Here is a 16,355-nt window from a genome sequence, read left to right as displayed (position 1 = left end):
GGGACGCTATGTCGCAAGTCACCGCGCCGCATCGACCCTCCCGAAGCGCCCCCTTGGAATACTGCAGGGATGCACATCACGCCCGCGTTCTTTCACGGCCTCGTGCTGCTGAACCTGTTGTTCGTCTGCGGGGCGTGGACCTTGGCCAAGCCCAGCCGTACCGCCGCGTTTGTTCTGATCGGCGTATCAGTGCTGTGGATCCTGTTCAACGGACCGATCGAAGGAGCCGTACTCCTCTCCTTCACCCCGAAGAACGGATTGACCGAGTCAGATCTGCTCAGTGTTGTCGGGCTGGGTATCGCGATCTACGCACTGCGTCGCCGTCGCCGCTGGTAGACGGTTGCGAATTGCCCTTACCGCGTTGGGAATTCACGATAGACAACCACATTCGGCCGACTACGGCTGGCCGGGCTTCAGCTTGATGAACAACCCGTCCGCCTCTGCACACAAGGTGTCGCCGTCGTGCAGGCTTCCCTTCAGGAACACTTTGCGCCCTTCGATGCGGTCGACCCATGACCGTATCGTGAGCTCCTTGTTCAGCGGGGTGATAGCGCGGTAGGTGATCGTCAGATAGGCGGTTCGGGTGATGCCACCGGATCCGAGCGCGCCTGACATCCCCAGCACATCGTCGAAGGCCACCGCGATCTGACCACCATGGGCCGCATTGTTGCCGCCGAGGTGATAGCGCCGGAACGTGATCCGCGCCCTCACCAACTCTGCGGTGGCCTCGTCGACCTCATACGGCGGAAGCGTGATGTTGCCACGCGCCGGCAGGTCGATACGGCCACCAGAAGGAGCACGCCATTCGTCGATGGCGACGCCGTCGAGCCGGTCGTTCATCACCTTCAACTCATCGATCAGCTCATCGACGAGGTCTTCCGGTGGGCAGGCCGCTTTCACCCGGTCCATGAAGGTCCGCACCTGCTCTACGAATTCGCCGTAGCGCGGCCCCCCGCGGGTCAGGTCCAGGTCGAATGCGGGGCGAAATCCACCCTCATGACGCTCTTCGAGCTCTGTGCCGTCACCAAAGGTCGCGGCGCTCGCTTCGAGTGGGTTTCCCTCAGTCATGGTCACGACAGTATCCACCTGCGCCGACCTGGCGCGACCCGACCTCCGTACCAAGCCCTGAGATTTCTGCAACTACGCTCGGAATCCATGAGCGCCTCACCAGATCAGCCCTTCGATCCAACGCAGTGGAAAACGGTCGACGGTTTCGACAACCTCACCGACATCACCTATCACCGCCACGCCGGCGAGGGTCGCGCGCACGGAATCGTGCGGATCGCGTTCGACCGCCCAGAGGTACGAAACGCCTTCCGGCCCCACACCGTCGATGAGCTGTACCGGGTCTTCGACCACGCGCGACGCAGCCCTGACGTCGGCGTGGTGCTGCTGACCGGCAACGGACCGAGCGAGAAGGACGGCGGCTGGGCTTTTTGCAGCGGCGGAGACCAGCGCATCCGCGGCCGCTCGGGCTACCAGTACGCCGGCGGGGACACCTCGGACACCGTCGACACCGCACGGGTCAAAGCCGAAGGCGGCCGTCTGCACATCCTCGAGGTACAGCGGTTGATCCGGACCATGCCCAAAGTGGTGATCGCAGTGGTCAACGGCTGGGCGGCCGGTGGCGGCCACTCCTTACACGTGATCTGCGACCTGACGCTGGCGTCGCGCCAACACGCACGGTTCAAGCAGACCGACGCCGACGTGGGGTCGTTCGATGCCGGATACGGCAGCGCCTACCTGGCCAAGCAGGTCGGTCAGAAGAACGCCCGCGAGATCTTCTTCCTCGGACGGGCCTACGACGCCGAATCGATGCAGCGAATGGGTGCTGTCAACGAAGTGGTCGACCATGCCGACCTCGAGTCGACCGCCATCGAATGGGGTAAGACCATCAACGGAAAATCCCCCACCGCTCAGCGCATGCTGAAGTTTGCGTTCAACCTGACCGACGACGGATTGATGGGACAGCAGGTCTTCGCCGGCGAAGCCACCCGCCTGGCCTACATGACCGACGAAGCCGTCGAAGGCCGGGATGCATTCCTGGAGAAACGCGCACCCGACTGGGACGACTACCCGTTCTATTACTGACCGCCGCCTCACACCAGGCACAAACACATCAGCCCCCGCCAACACTTGGCGGGGGCTGATTGCGTCAGTTCATCGCTGTCGGGGTCAGGCCCCGATCGGTGCGGCCAGAGTAGGCCACGACTTGTGCAGCTGCTCTTCCCAGTAGCCCCACGAGTGTGTGCCCACGGGCGGGAAGTCGTAGGTGGCCGGGATGTTCAGTTCGTTCAAACGGTTGACCAGCAGCGCGGTGCAGACACCGGTCGCAGCTTCGATACCGCCGCCCAAGATGATCTGATCAGTCAGCTTCGCCAGATCGCCATCGGCGCGATCCAACGTCTCATATTGGCCCGGCAGGCCCGTGGCGTTCGAGATGTAGAGGGCGAGGCCACGCAACTTCTCGGCGTTGAGAATCGGATCGTTGGCCGCCCAGCCCGGGCCGTCAAACGGACCCCACATGTTGGTGGCGTCGCCGCCGCCTCGCGCCTCGACGGTGATCCGGATGTAAAACTGGCCGAGCTCACTCGAGGTGGACGCGCAGCCACTGTAGGAACCGACAGACTTGTAAAGCCCCGGATGCTCGATCGCCAGGTTCAGCACGGACGTCGCGGACGACGAAATGCCGGCGATCGAGTTGAGACCCGAAGTGCCGAGCGCCTGATCGATGATGGGAGGCAATTCACTGCCGAGGAACGTCGACCACTTGTTGCGACCCAGCTCCGGGTCGTCCTGCTGCCAATCGGTGTAGTAACTGAACGCACCCGCATTCGGCGTCACCACGTTCACGTTCTTGTCGGCGAAGAATCCGTCGACATCGGTCCTCGCCTGCCAGTTCGCCGCATCCTCGCCACCACCTGCTCCGTTGAGGAGGTACAACGTGGGCCTGGGAACGGACCGGTCCTTCGGCAGGATCACCGAGAGTGGGATGTTCTTGTCCATCGACGCCGAGTACACCAGCAGATCGAGCTGCTTGGGACCCGTCTGGGTCACGCCTACCAGCGACGATCCGCCCGGCGACTGGATCCCTGTCTGCGGGAGCTCCTCGGCCGAGGCCGGAGACGAAACAAGGAGGGTCGCGGCCAGCACTGACGAAACCGCTGCGGCCAGCGTCATGCGCAAGCGCTGGGATGTACTCATTCGGGTCACCAGGCGACATTAGCCGCACTTCTCCCACACCGAAAGTTGTTCCGCGATACCGGGCACACGACTTCAGCCGGCGACGCTGTGCGCCCTCATCGTCCGGCCACTCGAATGGACTACCGAAATCGGGAATTCGGTCAAATAGACGGACTGTTCAAATCGCCTGATAAACCACACGAATAGTGGGATCTGAGCTGGCCGATTGTCACGAAAACAAGATTTAGAGTCAGAGACCGCAGGGTTACCAGACCGTTAGCAAAAGGAATGAGGCCCTCACCGCACGCGACCTATTTCGGACCGCGAAACCGGAAATTCACTGTGGCAAGGGATTCGTTCTCCTAAGAAAAGAGGACGGAACTTGCTGCAGCTCAACATATTTCCGAAAACATGCATCTCGCGTCCAGCGCACTCGCAGACCAACTCGAGACGACGAATTTCATTTCATCGACTTTTACCAAATTGCAATGCAGGGTCACTGACTTGTGTCAGTGTGATCACGGCTCACCGTTTGGGTACCAGGGCAGCCCCCAGGCGTAGAGTCGAAACAATGTAAACTACAACGAGGAGATTTACATGTTCACTTCAACGCAAGACATTCTCAGCATCCTTCCGACTCTGCTTGAGTTCTTCGGCACATTCGTCGGTGGACTCCTCACCGGCAGCGCCGGCGGCTGATCTTTCACACCAGAACCGGTGAGGTCCGCACGTCCCCGAGGGCCGGCCTCGGGGACGTGTGACACCATCGAGATCCGTTCCGACGAAGAGCCGAAAACTACACTGCCACAGCACATATGCGATTCTCATCGCACAGCATTCCTCTTGCTCGACTACCGGGTTCCAAGTGCATCGGCGATGCCATTCTGTCGTCAGACCTGTGCCGGTCACAACCGGTCCATCAACTTCTGGCGTACTTCAGATAGCCATCGCGTTCACCGAACACGCGGCGTCCGACAATTGAAATCGTTGTGGGGCAATCAGCCCGCTTCCCACGAGAAGGTATGGCGCAGAGGCGACATCGCGGTGGAAGCACATATGGCTCGCCCCGCGTACTCCGTGGAGCGCGCGGGGCAAGAACAGCGAACGGGGTACCAGATCAGCTGACGAACTCTTTGAGTTGACGGATCTGTTCGACGCGCGCTTCGTGCGTCGGAGCCGGCGAGCTGACGAGCAGCATGCTCAGCCCGATCTCGTCGAATGCGGCGATCCGTTCTTTGACGTAGCCCGCCGAACCGATCAGGGACATGCCCTTTGCGAGGTCATCGGGAATCGCCGCTGCCGCTTCGGCCTTCTTGCCGTCGAGGTAGAGGTCCTGGACTTCCTTGGCGGCGTCGGCGTAGCCGTAGCGAACCGCGAGGTCGTTGTAGAAGTTCTTGCCGCGCGCACCCATCCCGCCGATGTACAGCGCGGAGTGGTGCTTGACCAGTTCGAGCGCGTTCTTCTGCTCTTCCTTGTCGTCGGTGATCAGTGCCGTGACGGTGGCCGAGATACCGAGTTCGCCGAGGGCGGGGTCACGCTTGGCTGTGCCCTTGGCGAGCGATTCGCCGAAGACCGTCTTCAAGTGCTCGGGATGCAGGAAGATGGGCTGCCATTCCTCGAACAGCTCTGCCGCGAGTTCGACGTTCTTGGGGCCGATGGCAGCGAGCAGCATCGGAATTCGGTCGCGCACCGGATGGTTGATGATCTTGAGCGGCTTTCCCAGACCGGTTCCACCGTCCTCCTTGGAGAACGGCAGCTTGTAGTACTTGCCGTTGTATTCGGTCCGCTCGCGACGCCAGACCAGTCGGCAGATCTCGGCGGTCTCACGCGCCCGGCCGACCGGGGCGTCGTATTTCACGCCGTGAAAGCCTTCGATCACCTGCGGGCCCGACGCGCCGATGCCCAAGACGAACCGGCCGTCGGAGATGTAGTCGAGGCCGGCGGCGGTCATCGCGAGGTTGGTGGGCGTACGCGAGAACATCGGCAAGATACCGGTGGCGAGTTCCAGGGTCGTCGTCTTCGCGGCGATGAAACCCAGTTGGCTGACGGCATCGAAGCTGTACGCCTCCGGGACCGTGATCCGGTCGAGCCCAACCTTTTCGAAGTCGACCAGATTGTTGATCGTATCCGCGAAATCTCCCGCGTAGTTGATACCCATGCCGATCTTCATATGCCCTCCCAAGGACCGCGCAACCTATTAGACAAGGTGGTCGAAGTCTGCCACATCGCCTCATTTCGGCATCGCCCCGACCACGTGAGCCCCTCGAGAAGGTGAACAGTGGATGAACAAATATGGGGTCCAAAGGAAAGCGCTGGTCAGCTCAGATGTCGACTTGGTGAAAGTTTAGGAGATTTCGCCGCGCCACCAGCAGAATATTGACCATGAGTGCAGAAATGTTGATCCTCGTGCTGCTCGTCATCACCGCACTGGGATTCGACTTCACCAACGGCTTTCACGACACCGGGAACGCGATGGCAACCTCCATCGCAACCGGGGCACTCAAGCCGAAGACCGCGGTGACGATCGCGGCCATTCTGAACCTGGTCGGCGCCTTTCTATCGGTCGAAGTCGCTGCCACGATCACCAAGGGTGTTCTGAACATTCAGCAGACCAGCGGTGACGATGCAGGCACCCTGGTCGGTGGCCTCGACGCCCAGAAGGCGATGCTCATCATCTTCGCCGGCCTGGTCGGCGGCATCCTGTGGAACGTCTTCACGTGGCTCTTCGGCCTTCCTTCCAGCTCATCCCACGCACTGTTCGGCGGTCTGATCGGCGCCGGTATCGCCGCGCTCGGAACGTCGGGGGTCAACTGGTCAGGTCTCACCACGAAGATCATCATCCCGGGTCTGCTGGCTCCGGTCATCGCCTGCGTCGTGGCCGCCTGCGGGACGTACCTCATCTACAAGCTCACCAGGGCGATTTCCGAAAGCAAGAAAGCACAGGGCTTCCGGGTCGGTCAGGTGGCCTCCGCATCGCTGGTCGCGCTCGCACACGGCACCGGTGACGCCCAGAAGACGATGGGAGTCATCGCCATGGCGATGATCGCCAGCGGACACCTCGAAGCCTCGAGCGTTGAACACGGTTTGCCGTTCTGGATCGTCTTCAGCTGCGCGGCCGCGATCGCTCTCGGCACCTACCTCGGTGGCTGGCGCATCATCCGCACCCTCGGCAAGGGCCTCGTCGAGATCGAATCCCCGCAGGGCATGGCGGCAGAGGCCTCGTCGGCGGCCATCATCCTGACATCGAGTGCCGCCGGTATGGCACTGTCGACCACGCAGGTCGCCACCGGATCGATCCTCGGATCGGGCATCGGGAAGAAAGGGGCCACCGTGCGATGGTCGGTTGCCGGCCGCATGGCCACGGCCTGGGTCTTCACCCTGCCGGCCGCCGCCTTGATGGGTGCGGTGTCATTCGCCATCGCCAACCTGACGGGTGGAGCCATCGGCGCGATCATCATCTTCGCAATCCTGATCGTCGCCTCGGGTTACATGTACTGGCGCGCGCAGCTGCAGAAGGTCGACAGCCACAACGTCAACGCCGATTGGGACGAGACAACCGACAGCGTCATCCCGGCCGACGTTGCGGCGGCCTACCACCACGAGGACGTCCCGGTCGTTGCGCTCGAGGTGCAGACCGACATCCGTGTCACACCAATTCAGAACCCGGTCGACACCACCACCACCGGGCTGGGCCAGAAGGAAGGCGTCTGATCGATGAGCACGTTCGAAGCGATTCTCAGAGTGCTCGTCGTCGGACTCATCCTGGGCGCCGGATTGCCGGCGATCTTCGCGATCGGAATTCGGCTCCACGCCGCCGGATCGGGCGACGTGGGGTCCGACGGGGCTGTGACGCCACCGAATTCGCTGATGCGGGGCATCGCCTACGTTCTGTTCGGGATCATCGCCGCGGTCATCGTGGTCGGAATTCTGTGGATCACGCGCGGCACCATCGAGTACTACTTCGGCGTCGATCTGTTTCCGTTCGTCGAGGGCTGAACGGTCCGGACCAACGGTGGTCAACATCATCACATCGGGTGAACCCGGCAGTCTGGAAGCGGCTACCGACGGAGCACCTCGAGTCGCGAAAGGAGGAGTGGTGGACCGACCGCAGTTTCTCACCAAAGTTGTCAGCTGGCTCCGTGAGGGATATCCCAACGGGGTCCCGTCCAGTGATTACCTACCCTTGTTCGCACTTCTTCGCCGGCAACTGTCAGAAGAAGAAGTCACCTCTGTCTCACACGAGCTGATCAAGAGCGGCCAGATGATCGACAACCGGCCCGAACCGATCACCTCGATCGACGCCGGAGTGCTGATCACCAAGATCACCGACGAACTCCCACTCGAAGCCGACGTGGAACGGATCCGCAAACACCTCGAATCCAAGGGCTGGCCATTTTCCCTCACACCACTGACCGACCCCGCCGGCAATTCTGACAATTCCAACAATTCGGACAATGGTGATTGACCTGCGGGTTCTACAACCCCTGCCGCTATCGGAAACACCTGATATCGGTGCGCTCACCGAGTTGCTGGCCGGTTCGGCGAGTTTCCTGCCGGTGCCGGCCGCCGATCCGGCCGAGACAGCCCGACTATGCACGGCGCTCGGTGCCGGCGAGCCCATCAACCCCGATGTGGCGCTGGTCATCGCCACCTCCGGCACCACCGGAACCCCCAAGGGCGCAATGCATTCCGTGGCATCGCTGACCGCTTCCATCGATGCGACGCACGAACACCTCGGTGGTCCCGGCGGCTGGTTGCTGGCCCTGCCTCCACACCACATCGCCGGTCTGCAAGTGCTTCTCCGCAGCATCCACGCCGGTTTCGCCCCGATCACGCTGGACGTATCCTCCGGCTTCGACCCCGCCACCCTGGTGAGCGCCATCGACCAGATGACCTCGGGCCGCCGGTACACCTCGCTCGTGCCGACCCAACTGGTCAAAGTCCTCGAACACCCCGACGCGACCGCAGCATTGAGCTCGGTCGACGCGGTGCTCGTCGGGGGTGCGGCCACCCCGCCACCCCTGCGTCGTCGGGCAATCGATGCCGGGATCCCCATCGTCGGCACCTACGGGATGAGCGAGACCTGCGGCGGCTGCGTCTACGACGGCACGCCCCTACGCGGTATCAAGATCCGCATCGACGGTGAGGCACCGGGTCGCATCATCCTCGGCGGCCCGATGGTCGCGGCCGGCTACCGCGGACTGCCCGACCACACCGCATTCACCGACACCGGATGGTTCCGGACCGACGACCTCGGCCAGGTCGGCGCCGATGGAATGCTCTCCGTCATCGGCCGCGCCGACGAGGCCATCACCACCGGCGGCCTGACCATCGTTCCGCAGGTGGTCGAGGCCGTGCTCCTCTCGGACCCATCGATCAGCGACTGTGCCGTCCTCGGATTGCCCGACGATCGCCTCGGCGAAAAAGTGGTCGCGGCCGTGGTCGCCGCGCGCGGGGCACCAGTGAGCGCTGCATCGGTGAAAGCCTTTGCAGCCCAACACCTTGATCGGACAGCAGTGCCGCGCGAGGTGCGATTCGTCGACGACCTACCCCGGCGGGGTCCCGGCAAGGTCGATCGCGCCGCGTTGCGCGCACTCCTCACCTGATCGCGACCCGGGTCGTACGCGTAGAGGCGAGCCGAATATCGGGTAGTCGACTACCCGCGACCACCCACGCCGTACCCGGCATGCTGTGAAGCAGGCACTCGTCGCATCCGAAAGGCCGTTGACATGACATCCATCAACCTCACCCGAAAAGCGGTCGCGCCGTCGAAGGTGTACTGCAAGGTCGATGACAGCAGTGGCCCCATCGCACCGGGCGATCGACTCGTCCCGTCGACCACCACGTTCGGTCATGCCATGAAAGCCGCTGACGCGAACCGTGATTCGACGGTCATCGGTGAAGCCCTGGCACCATTCGACGGAGGTTGTGGGCTGATACCCGTTGCGGTGACCGAGGACCATCTCGCGTTGATCCTAAAGCGCCTGACCAAACCCAACCGCCAGGGAAAGCTGTTCTACAGACTGCTCAACCATTGCTGACCAGATCGCCCGAAGTTTCGCACGATCCATAAATGGGTACGGTAACCACATCTCTTGAGATCTCGGCTGACCAACTGCGACGAAGCAGCTCGCCGACGGGGAACGGAAAGTGGGTCCGGCATCCGGAAATGATGTGCGGGCGGATGAAACGGGGGGTTGTGTGAACACCAGCGATTCAGCGCGCACCTATCGGGTGGGGGTCGTCGAGGACTTCGAGTCCCAGCTCACGGGTCTGCAGACAATCATCGACGAATCCGACGGGATGGTTTTTGCCGCGGGCGCGGCCACCGTCGACGAATTGCTGGCGCAATCCACAGATCTCGATGTCGTGGTGCTCGACTTGCGCCTCGACGACAGGTCCAGGCCGCAGGACAACGCCGACAAGCTGCACTCGCACGGCATCAACGTCCTGGTCTTCACGACCGCGGATTATCCCGACCTGGTTCGCGGGGCGATCTCCGCCGGAGTTGCCGGGGTCATGCGCAAATCCGCCCGCAACACCGAGCTCGTGGAAGCGATACGACTTGCCGCCGAAGGACGTACGGTAGCCACCACGGATTGGGCAGCGGCCATCGACGCCGACCCTGACCTCGGGGACGTGGACCTGAGCCCCCGCCAGCGCGAGGTACTCGAGCTCTACGCCTCCGGCGAGCCCGCGGCGCGAGTTGCGTCGATCACCGGGCTGTCGATCGAAACCGTCAACGCGTATCTCACCCGGATCCGGCGCAAATACGCCGACGCCGGCCGGCCCGCACCCACCAAGACCGACCTCTACAAGCGGGCACTGGAGGACGGGTGGCTGCCGATGCCCCGGTTGTTTCGTCGTTGAAAGCTCGACGCGGCGGCCCGCTCCACCCGTTTTCGCACCGTCCATCGACAATTGCCGGTGGGTGACGCACATTCGGGTGGCGGTGCGCCGTCTGGGTCACAGCACCCCACCCAACCGCAGCCCTCGGTTGAGCACCGCCCGAAAGCGCAGCGGATGCATCAGGTCACTCCACGTCCAACGCATGACGTGAATACCCAACGCGCGCAGGCGGTCTTCCCGATACTTTTCGCGGATGATGGCATCTTCGACCGACTCGCCCGGCCGTAGATGCTTCCGGTATTTGTGCCGCCCGTCGAACTCCCCGACCACGCGGCCGTTCCAGTCGAAATCGGTGAACCCGATGAGGCCGTCGTCGTCGACAAAAGCGTGTTGCAGTCGTGGCGCAGGCACCTCCGGAAAGCCGAGCATCAGCCCACGGCAGAGTGATTCTCCCGGATTCGCGGCCTGCCCGTCGGCCGCCTGCGCCGCGTCACGCAGCGTCGCTCCCCCGACGAAGCCGCGGAACCGCTGAGCCATCGCCTCGACATCTGCGCGCGGCACGCCGGCACGTAGACCGGAGTCGAGTATCGCCAACGCGTCGAGAAACTCGCCCTCGCGCGCGACATCGACGACGGTACGCACCATGGATGTCACCCGATGTCCGTTCACCATCACCACGTCGCTGGGATCGACCTCCGCCTCATGGAGGTGAATCCCCTCGGCCACGCGTCCACCCCGGCGGACGATGAAGTGCACTTTGTCGTCGTCCGGTCTGAGCAACGGCAGGTCGTGGACGGCCGCGGCCGATCGATGGCTGATGACCCGCACCTTCGACTTACCGGCCCGGGCATACACGCGTTCGAGGTACTCGCCAGCAGCCGAGAGGTCGGGATCAGGTGGGACGTAGACGCCGGCGCAACGGCGGATCAACGCGCCTGACCGAAGCCCGGTACGGACGGCCTGATCGCTGATCGCACCGGCCGGCACGAGTTCGGCGCGTCGGAGCAGATGGCGGTGTTCCTGAGGTGTCATGGATCCACCGTGAAAGCGGGGTCGGACAGAATCGGCCCGGCCGCGAGTCATCTGTGGATACTTGCGGAAAGTGTGGATAACTTGCGTCAACGCCGCCCCACCCACCCGTTCTTGCATCGTCCACCGGCAATTGCCGGTGCACGATGCAAATTCGGGTGGGTGGGACCTGTGAGCTCACGACAGCAGCTGTAAGCGTGACGACAGCGCGCCGGAGCATCGTGTGTTTCATGAACACACCACTGCACACCGGATCGCCGGCCATCGAGGCCCGTGGACTGGTCAAATACTTCGGTTCCACCAAGGCCGTCGATGGCGTCGACCTGGTTGTTCCGACCGGAACGGTCTACGGCGTCCTCGGCCCCAACGGGGCCGGAAAGACAACCACCGTCCGCATGCTCGCCACACTCCTGCGGCCCGACGCCGGCCAGGCGAAAGTCTTCGGTTACGACGTGACCACCAACTCGGTCGCCGTCCGTTCGATGGTCGGCGTCACCGGTCAGTACGCATCGGTCGACGAAGACCTCTCGGCCACCGAGAACCTCATCGTCTTCAGCCGGTTGCTCGGCAAGAGCCGCCGGGCCTCGCGTCAACGGGCGCACGATCTGCTGGAGGAGTTCGGACTGACCGACGCCGCGAAGCGACCACTCAAGGAGTTCTCGGGCGGCATGCGGCGCCGTCTCGATCTGGCCGCGAGTCTGATCGCCACTCCCCCACTGCTGTTCCTCGACGAACCGACCACCGGACTCGATCCGCGAACCCGGGCACAGATGTGGGACACCATTCGCCGACTCGTGGCCGGCGGCAGCACTGTGCTGCTGACCACCCAATACCTCGACGAGGCAGACCAACTCGCCGATCGTATCGCGGTGATCGACCACGGTCGGGTCATCGCCGACGGGACCGCCGACGAATTGAAGAGTTCGATCGGATCGACCACCCTGCAGTTGACGCCCGCCGACAAGTCCCTGGCACCGGCAGCCATGATGGTGATCGAGCAGATCCTGCGCGAGCCGGCCACACTCAGCGCGGAGGCCGGCCGGATCACCGCTCCGCTGCCCAGCCCAGATCTGTTGCCCGACATCCTCATCGCACTTCGCGAACAGAGCATCGGCGTCGAGGCCATGAACGTCCAGAAGCCGAGCCTCGACGAGGTCTTCCTCACCATCACCGGTGAACCCGCGGAATCCGATTCGGACTCGAAGGAGTACGCAGCATGACCACGATCATCGAAAGGCCGATCACCACATCCGAAAACCCACCGGTACCCATCCGTGCGGTCGGGGTGCGCGATGCCATCGCCCAGTCGTTCACGATGGGCTACCGCGGGCTCCTCAAGATCCGGCACAACCCCGAGCAACTGTTCGACGTTGTGCTGCAACCGATCATCTTCACCCTGATGTTCACCTACATCTTCGGCGGCGCCCTGGCCGGCAGCGTGCAGGACTACCTGCCGATCATCATCCCCGGCATCCTCGTCCAGACGGTCATCGTCACCAGTGTCGTCACCGGGACACAACTCCGGGAAGACATGGACAAAGGCGTCTTCGACCGGTTCCGGTCGTTGCCGATCGCCCGCATCAGTCCGCTGGCCGGAGCATTGCTCGCCGACGTGGTCCGATACCTGATCGCCACGGTGATCACCATTGTCGTCGGCGTCGCGATGGGCTGGCGTCCCGACCCACTCGGGGCCGTCGCGGCCACACTGCTGGTGATCGTCTGCAGCTTCTCGGTCTCCTGGATCTTCGCCTTCATGGGAACGATCATGCGGAAGGCCTCTGCGGTGCAGGGTGTTTCGATGCTGATCCTGTTTCCGCTGACGTTCATGTCGAATGCGTTCGTGGAACCCGACACGATGCCCGGCTGGATGCAGACGTTTGTGAAGTTCAATCCGGTCTCGCATCTGGTCAGCGCGGTCCGCGAGCTCACGAACAACGGTCATGTGGGAGTCCATGTGCTGTGGTCGCTGGTGGGCGCGGCCATCATCGTGGCGATCATGGCGCCGATCACCGTGACGTCGTACATGCGCAACGCCTGAGTCAGGTTGCCGCCAAGCTGTTTTCCATGATCGACAAGATGTCCTCCGAGGCCTGCCGCCGGGACATCTTGTCGATCTCGGCGCTCAGCTGCTTCCAGCATTCGTCTGTCACGGCTGCGATTTCCTGCCGCCGATCACGCACGAGCATCAGAGTCGAGTAGTCGAGCCGGCATCCGATCCGCTCGGCCAGCAGGAACAACCGTGCTCCCTCCACCGATCCGGGATGTCGGCCGCACAGCGACGTTCCGAACGCCATGGCGATGGAGCCCAATTGCGGAAGGTCCCCGAGCCCGCCCGGGCTGAACATGGATGCCGCGATCATTCCGAGGTTCGACAGATAGTGTCCCGAGCTGACGACGCGCCCTGCCAATACCATTCCACAGACCCCGGCGCTGATCACCATGCCGACAAAGGGATCCTGCCCCGGCAACGGATGCTCTGCCAGCAGCAGCCGCACCGAACGTTCGAAGAGGTCGGCGGCCTCATCGACATTGTTGTCACGCCATTCCAACTCCGCGGCACCCACCAGAATCGATGCGGCGATCTCGGGATGCAGCCTCGGATCGGGATCTGCCGGAACCCACCCTTCGGCCAGAACGGCAAACTCCTTGCGCGCCTCCTCGATACGCCCCTTACCGACCAGCGCGGCGACGACGTAACCACGGGTCTGCCGCACATCCTGGTCGGAGCCGATCTTCTCGAGCAGGTCCATCGCACGACGGTAATGCTCGATCGCCGTCTCATAGTCGGCAGTCTGGCCGTGAAAACTGCCGATCTGCGTCAGCACACTGGCGGTGACCCACAAGTCGCCCTGGGACTCCGCGATCCCCAGGGCGACGTCTGCCGCACGCATCGCGCCGCGCCTGTCGGATTTGTTCTCGTGCGCGTTCGCGGTCAGCATCGTCGCGATCATCCGCACCCGCGGATCGGCACATCGGGTACCGATCACCATCCGCCGGACGGCGCCGAACATGGTACGTGCCAACATTATCGAAGACACGAAGTCGAATTGACGTTGGTCGGCGAGGTCGGGACGGTGCAGCCGGCGCAACTGCCACCTGGCGATCGCGACGAGCCGGAGACTGCGGGCCATCAGCAGGTGACCGCCGGCAATCAGGTAGACGGCCTGGCGGCTTTCCCGCTCGGCGTCGTCCAACGCATCCGCAGCTGCCTGATCCAAGTGTGGCAGAACGGCGATGACCCTCGGCGCCCAGGTCATCACCTCGCCGTGCAGACCGCGAATCGCCCAGAACCCCGTGACCACCGGGAAGCAGGTGACGATCGTCTGTTCCCAGTCTGCCGGGCGCGCAGCCACATCCGGTTCCATACAGCGGCGCAGCACCCAGACCAGGTTGTCCATTTCACCGGCCACCGCCGCCAACACGACCGGTTGCTCGCCGTTCTCGAAGGGCTCGCGGGCACCACCGGCAAACGTCCGGGCCCACCGGGCGATCGACGAATTCACCTGCGGCCCTTCATTCGAGGCGATCAGCTGCTCTTCACCGAACTCTCGCACGGTCTCGAGCATGCGATAGCGGACGCCGCCGTGCTCGGAAACTCGCAGGAGCGATTGATCGACAAGGGCGTCGAGGTTGTCGTCGAGTTCGAGGTCGCCGACACCCACGACCTCGCGGGCCGCAGCGCGTGAGAACCCGCCGGGAAAGCGGCACAGCCGGCGCAACGCGATCCGGGCGGATTCGTCGAGGAGTTCCCAACTCCACTCGATGACCGCATGCAGGGTCCGATGACGGGCCGGCGACGAACGATCTCCCGTGCGCAGCAGGGCAAATCGCTGCGACAGCCGCTGCGATATCTCGGCAACACTCATCGTCCGGACGCGAGCGGCGGCCAGCTCGATGGCCAGGGGCAGCCCGTCGAGCGCTCGGCACAGGCTCGCGACCTCCGCGTTGTGGATGGTCACGTCGGGACGGATCGCGCGCGCTCGTGCGATGAACAGATCTGTTGCGGCCGAGCCGGACTCGTCGACGGCCAACGGTGGGAGCTGATGGATCACCTCGGCGTTGACACGCAGCGGTGACCGACTGGTGGTCAGGATCCGGACGTCCTCGGACATCCCGACGAGTTCGGTTGCCACGCGGGCACAGGCGTCCACCACATGTTCACAGTTGTCGAAGATGACCAACGTCTCCGACGTGAGCGCGTCGGCGAGGCGGGTCTGCAGGTCCGAAAAGGCGAGGCGCGGACGGCTACCGAGTCCGATGTCGGACTCACCGACACCCAGGGTTGCCGCCACGGCGGCCAGTACGTCGTCGTCGCCGCGCACAGAAGCGAGTTCGATGAAGTACACCCGCACGCCTTCCTCGGCAACCAGATGCCCGATCAGGTTGGCCACGCGTGTCTTCCCGGCACCTCCAGGTCCCTGAATCGTCACCACTCGCGAGGTGCGGAGCAGTGAACAGACGCGGTTGACGTCGTCGGCGCGGCCCAGGAGTTCATTCGGCTCGGCGGACAACCCCACCGACATCGCCCGGCCGGTGGTCCGGGGTCGCTCGACAGGCGCCGGCCGCAACAACTGTTCATGGATGGCCATCACCTCCGGCCCCGGGTCGGCGCCGAGTTCGGTGGACAGCGTGCGGCGCAAGCGCGCGAACACCGCCAATGCCTCGGCGCCGCGGCCGAGCGTCGACAGCGCCCGCATCAGGGTTGCCTGGGCCGACTCGTCGAGGGGGTCGGCATCGGCTTTGCGCTGTGCCAGCGCCCGGACGGTCTCGAAATCTCCGTCGTCCAGCGCTTTCTGCGCCCGGCGTTCATCGAGCTCGTCGTGAACGCGGTCGGCGGTCTGCCGAACCTCGCGCGCGAGTTCGTCGTCGCCGAGATCGTCACCGGGTGTTCCGCGCCAGAGCCGGGAGGCCGCGTCCAGCGACCGCGCCGTGCCGGCGCCGAGCAACGACTGGGCGGCGAAGATGTCGACGGCGGCCGACGGCAGCGTGAGTCGGTAACCGGCCGGGCCTGCCTCGATCGCACCCTCCGGGAGCAGCGGTCGAAGCCGCGAGATCTGGGTGTGGAGCGCCGACTGCGGCGATCGCGGGAGGTCGTCGCCCCAGACGCCGTCGATGAGGGCGGACTGCGACCTCTGACTGCCCGGTGTCAGCGCCAGGACCGCCAACAGCCGCCGCGCCCGGATTCCGGGGACCGGTCGCATTTGCCCGTTTTCGTCCGCGATCGAGACAGGTCCGAGCAGTCCGATGATCGGCGCTACGACGGCTGATGCCACGTCTTCCTCGCAAATAGTGGG

At 63.8% G+C, this 16,355-nt stretch carries 15 protein-coding genes; 10 read left to right on the top strand and 5 right to left on the bottom strand.

Annotated features, from left to right (window positions below; genetic code table 11):
• Nucleotides 1-69 precede the first annotated feature (69 nt).
• Nucleotides 70-336, top strand: coding sequence for a hypothetical protein (locus tag VIQ49_RS21375; protein ID WP_331888411.1), 267 nt, complete (start codon nucleotides 70-72; stop codon nucleotides 334-336).
• Nucleotides 337-396: 60 nt separating this feature from the next.
• On the opposite strand, the gene VIQ49_RS21370 is transcribed toward VIQ49_RS21375, so the two are convergent.
• Nucleotides 397-1,068: a PaaI family thioesterase gene (locus tag VIQ49_RS21370; RefSeq protein ID WP_331888409.1), complete on the bottom strand. Its 672-nt coding sequence runs from the start codon at nucleotides 1,066-1,068 to the stop codon at nucleotides 397-399.
• Between the two features lie 87 nt (nucleotides 1,069-1,155).
• Between VIQ49_RS21370 and VIQ49_RS21365 the strand changes: the two genes are divergently transcribed.
• Complete coding sequence (locus VIQ49_RS21365; protein ID WP_331888407.1) at nucleotides 1,156-2,091, top strand: 1,4-dihydroxy-2-naphthoyl-CoA synthase; 936 nt, start codon at nucleotides 1,156-1,158, stop codon at nucleotides 2,089-2,091.
• A gap of 84 nt (nucleotides 2,092-2,175) precedes the next feature.
• Here the strand turns inward: VIQ49_RS21365 and VIQ49_RS21360 are convergent, their stop codons facing one another.
• Nucleotides 2,176-3,204 (bottom strand): alpha/beta hydrolase family protein, encoded by a 1,029-nt coding sequence (locus tag VIQ49_RS21360; RefSeq protein WP_331888405.1) that lies wholly within the window; start codon nucleotides 3,202-3,204, stop codon nucleotides 2,176-2,178.
• Between the two features lie 1,096 nt (nucleotides 3,205-4,300).
• Complete coding sequence (locus VIQ49_RS21355) at nucleotides 4,301-5,353, bottom strand: LLM class F420-dependent oxidoreductase (protein WP_331888403.1); 1,053 nt, start codon at nucleotides 5,351-5,353, stop codon at nucleotides 4,301-4,303.
• 212 nt (nucleotides 5,354-5,565) lie between these two features.
• Between VIQ49_RS21355 and VIQ49_RS21350 the strand changes: the two genes are divergently transcribed.
• From VIQ49_RS21350 to VIQ49_RS21325, 6 genes are all read left to right on the top strand, one after another.
• Entirely contained in the window at nucleotides 5,566-6,894 is a 1,329-nt protein-coding gene (locus VIQ49_RS21350) for an inorganic phosphate transporter (protein WP_331888401.1), read from the top strand.
• A gap of 3 nt (nucleotides 6,895-6,897) precedes the next feature.
• Nucleotides 6,898-7,179, top strand: a complete 282-nt coding sequence (locus tag VIQ49_RS21345) for a hypothetical protein (protein WP_331888399.1) — start codon at nucleotides 6,898-6,900, stop codon at nucleotides 7,177-7,179.
• A 100-nt stretch (nucleotides 7,180-7,279) separates the two neighbouring features.
• A complete protein-coding gene (locus VIQ49_RS21340; protein ID WP_331888397.1) occupies nucleotides 7,280-7,648 on the top strand; it encodes a DUF3349 domain-containing protein in 369 nt (122 codons plus the stop codon).
• Nucleotides 7,638-8,789 carry an o-succinylbenzoate--CoA ligase gene (menE, locus tag VIQ49_RS21335; protein WP_331888395.1) on the top strand — a complete coding sequence of 384 codons (1,152 nt, stop codon included), beginning with the start codon at nucleotides 7,638-7,640 and terminating at the stop codon, nucleotides 8,787-8,789. The genes VIQ49_RS21340 and menE overlap by 11 nt, the downstream gene beginning before the upstream one ends.
• Before the next feature lie 123 nt (nucleotides 8,790-8,912).
• Nucleotides 8,913-9,224, top strand: coding sequence for a hypothetical protein (locus VIQ49_RS21330; RefSeq protein WP_331888393.1), 312 nt, complete (start codon nucleotides 8,913-8,915; stop codon nucleotides 9,222-9,224).
• A 160-nt stretch (nucleotides 9,225-9,384) separates the two neighbouring features.
• Nucleotides 9,385-10,053 (top strand): response regulator transcription factor, encoded by a 669-nt coding sequence (locus VIQ49_RS21325; protein WP_331888391.1) that lies wholly within the window; start codon nucleotides 9,385-9,387, stop codon nucleotides 10,051-10,053.
• 96 nt (nucleotides 10,054-10,149) lie between these two features.
• Here the strand turns inward: VIQ49_RS21325 and VIQ49_RS21320 are convergent, their stop codons facing one another.
• Entirely contained in the window at nucleotides 10,150-11,064 is a 915-nt protein-coding gene (locus tag VIQ49_RS21320) for a hypothetical protein (RefSeq protein WP_331888389.1), read from the bottom strand.
• 227 nt (nucleotides 11,065-11,291) lie between these two features.
• Here VIQ49_RS21320 and VIQ49_RS21315 point away from each other — a divergent pair, with 227 nt between their 5' ends.
• A complete protein-coding gene (locus VIQ49_RS21315) occupies nucleotides 11,292-12,281 on the top strand; it encodes an ATP-binding cassette domain-containing protein (RefSeq protein ID WP_331888387.1) in 990 nt (329 codons plus the stop codon).
• Entirely contained in the window at nucleotides 12,278-13,099 is an 822-nt protein-coding gene (locus VIQ49_RS21310; RefSeq protein WP_331888385.1) for an ABC transporter permease, read from the top strand. The genes VIQ49_RS21315 and VIQ49_RS21310 overlap by 4 nt, the downstream gene beginning before the upstream one ends.
• A 1-nt stretch (nucleotide 13,100) precedes the next feature.
• On the opposite strand, the gene VIQ49_RS21305 is transcribed toward VIQ49_RS21310, so the two are convergent.
• Nucleotides 13,101-16,334 carry a BTAD domain-containing putative transcriptional regulator gene (locus VIQ49_RS21305; RefSeq protein ID WP_331888383.1) on the bottom strand — a complete coding sequence of 1,078 codons (3,234 nt, stop codon included), beginning with the start codon at nucleotides 16,332-16,334 and terminating at the stop codon, nucleotides 13,101-13,103.
• Between the last annotated feature and the right edge of the window lie 21 nt (nucleotides 16,335-16,355).

The sequence above is a fragment of the Williamsia sp. genome (assembly GCF_036566845.1).
Lineage (GTDB): Bacteria > Actinomycetota > Actinomycetes > Mycobacteriales > Mycobacteriaceae > Williamsia.
Note: the sequence above shows the minus strand (reverse complement) of the source record. Positions and strands in the feature narration are given on the sequence as shown.

Coding starts and splice junctions, on each gene's coding strand:
- VIQ49_RS21355 (WP_331888403.1), bottom strand. CDS start 5,353: ATGAAGATCGGCATGGGTATCAACTACGCGGGAGATTTCGCGGATACG.
- menE (WP_331888395.1), top strand. CDS start 7,638: ATGGTGATTGACCTGCGGGTTCTACAACCCCTGCCGCTATCGGAAACA.
- VIQ49_RS21370 (WP_331888409.1), bottom strand. CDS start 1,068: ATGACTGAGGGAAACCCACTCGAAGCGAGCGCCGCGACCTTTGGTGAC.
- VIQ49_RS21320 (WP_331888389.1), bottom strand. CDS start 11,064: ATGACACCTCAGGAACACCGCCATCTGCTCCGACGCGCCGAACTCGTG.
- VIQ49_RS21365 (WP_331888407.1), top strand. CDS start 1,156: ATGAGCGCCTCACCAGATCAGCCCTTCGATCCAACGCAGTGGAAAACG.
- VIQ49_RS21330 (WP_331888393.1), top strand. CDS start 8,913: ATGACATCCATCAACCTCACCCGAAAAGCGGTCGCGCCGTCGAAGGTG.
- VIQ49_RS21315 (WP_331888387.1), top strand. CDS start 11,292: ATGAACACACCACTGCACACCGGATCGCCGGCCATCGAGGCCCGTGGA.
- VIQ49_RS21375 (WP_331888411.1), top strand. CDS start 70: ATGCACATCACGCCCGCGTTCTTTCACGGCCTCGTGCTGCTGAACCTG.
- VIQ49_RS21350 (WP_331888401.1), top strand. CDS start 5,566: ATGAGTGCAGAAATGTTGATCCTCGTGCTGCTCGTCATCACCGCACTG.
- VIQ49_RS21360 (WP_331888405.1), bottom strand. CDS start 3,204: ATGAGTACATCCCAGCGCTTGCGCATGACGCTGGCCGCAGCGGTTTCG.
- VIQ49_RS21310 (WP_331888385.1), top strand. CDS start 12,278: ATGACCACGATCATCGAAAGGCCGATCACCACATCCGAAAACCCACCG.
- VIQ49_RS21345 (WP_331888399.1), top strand. CDS start 6,898: ATGAGCACGTTCGAAGCGATTCTCAGAGTGCTCGTCGTCGGACTCATC.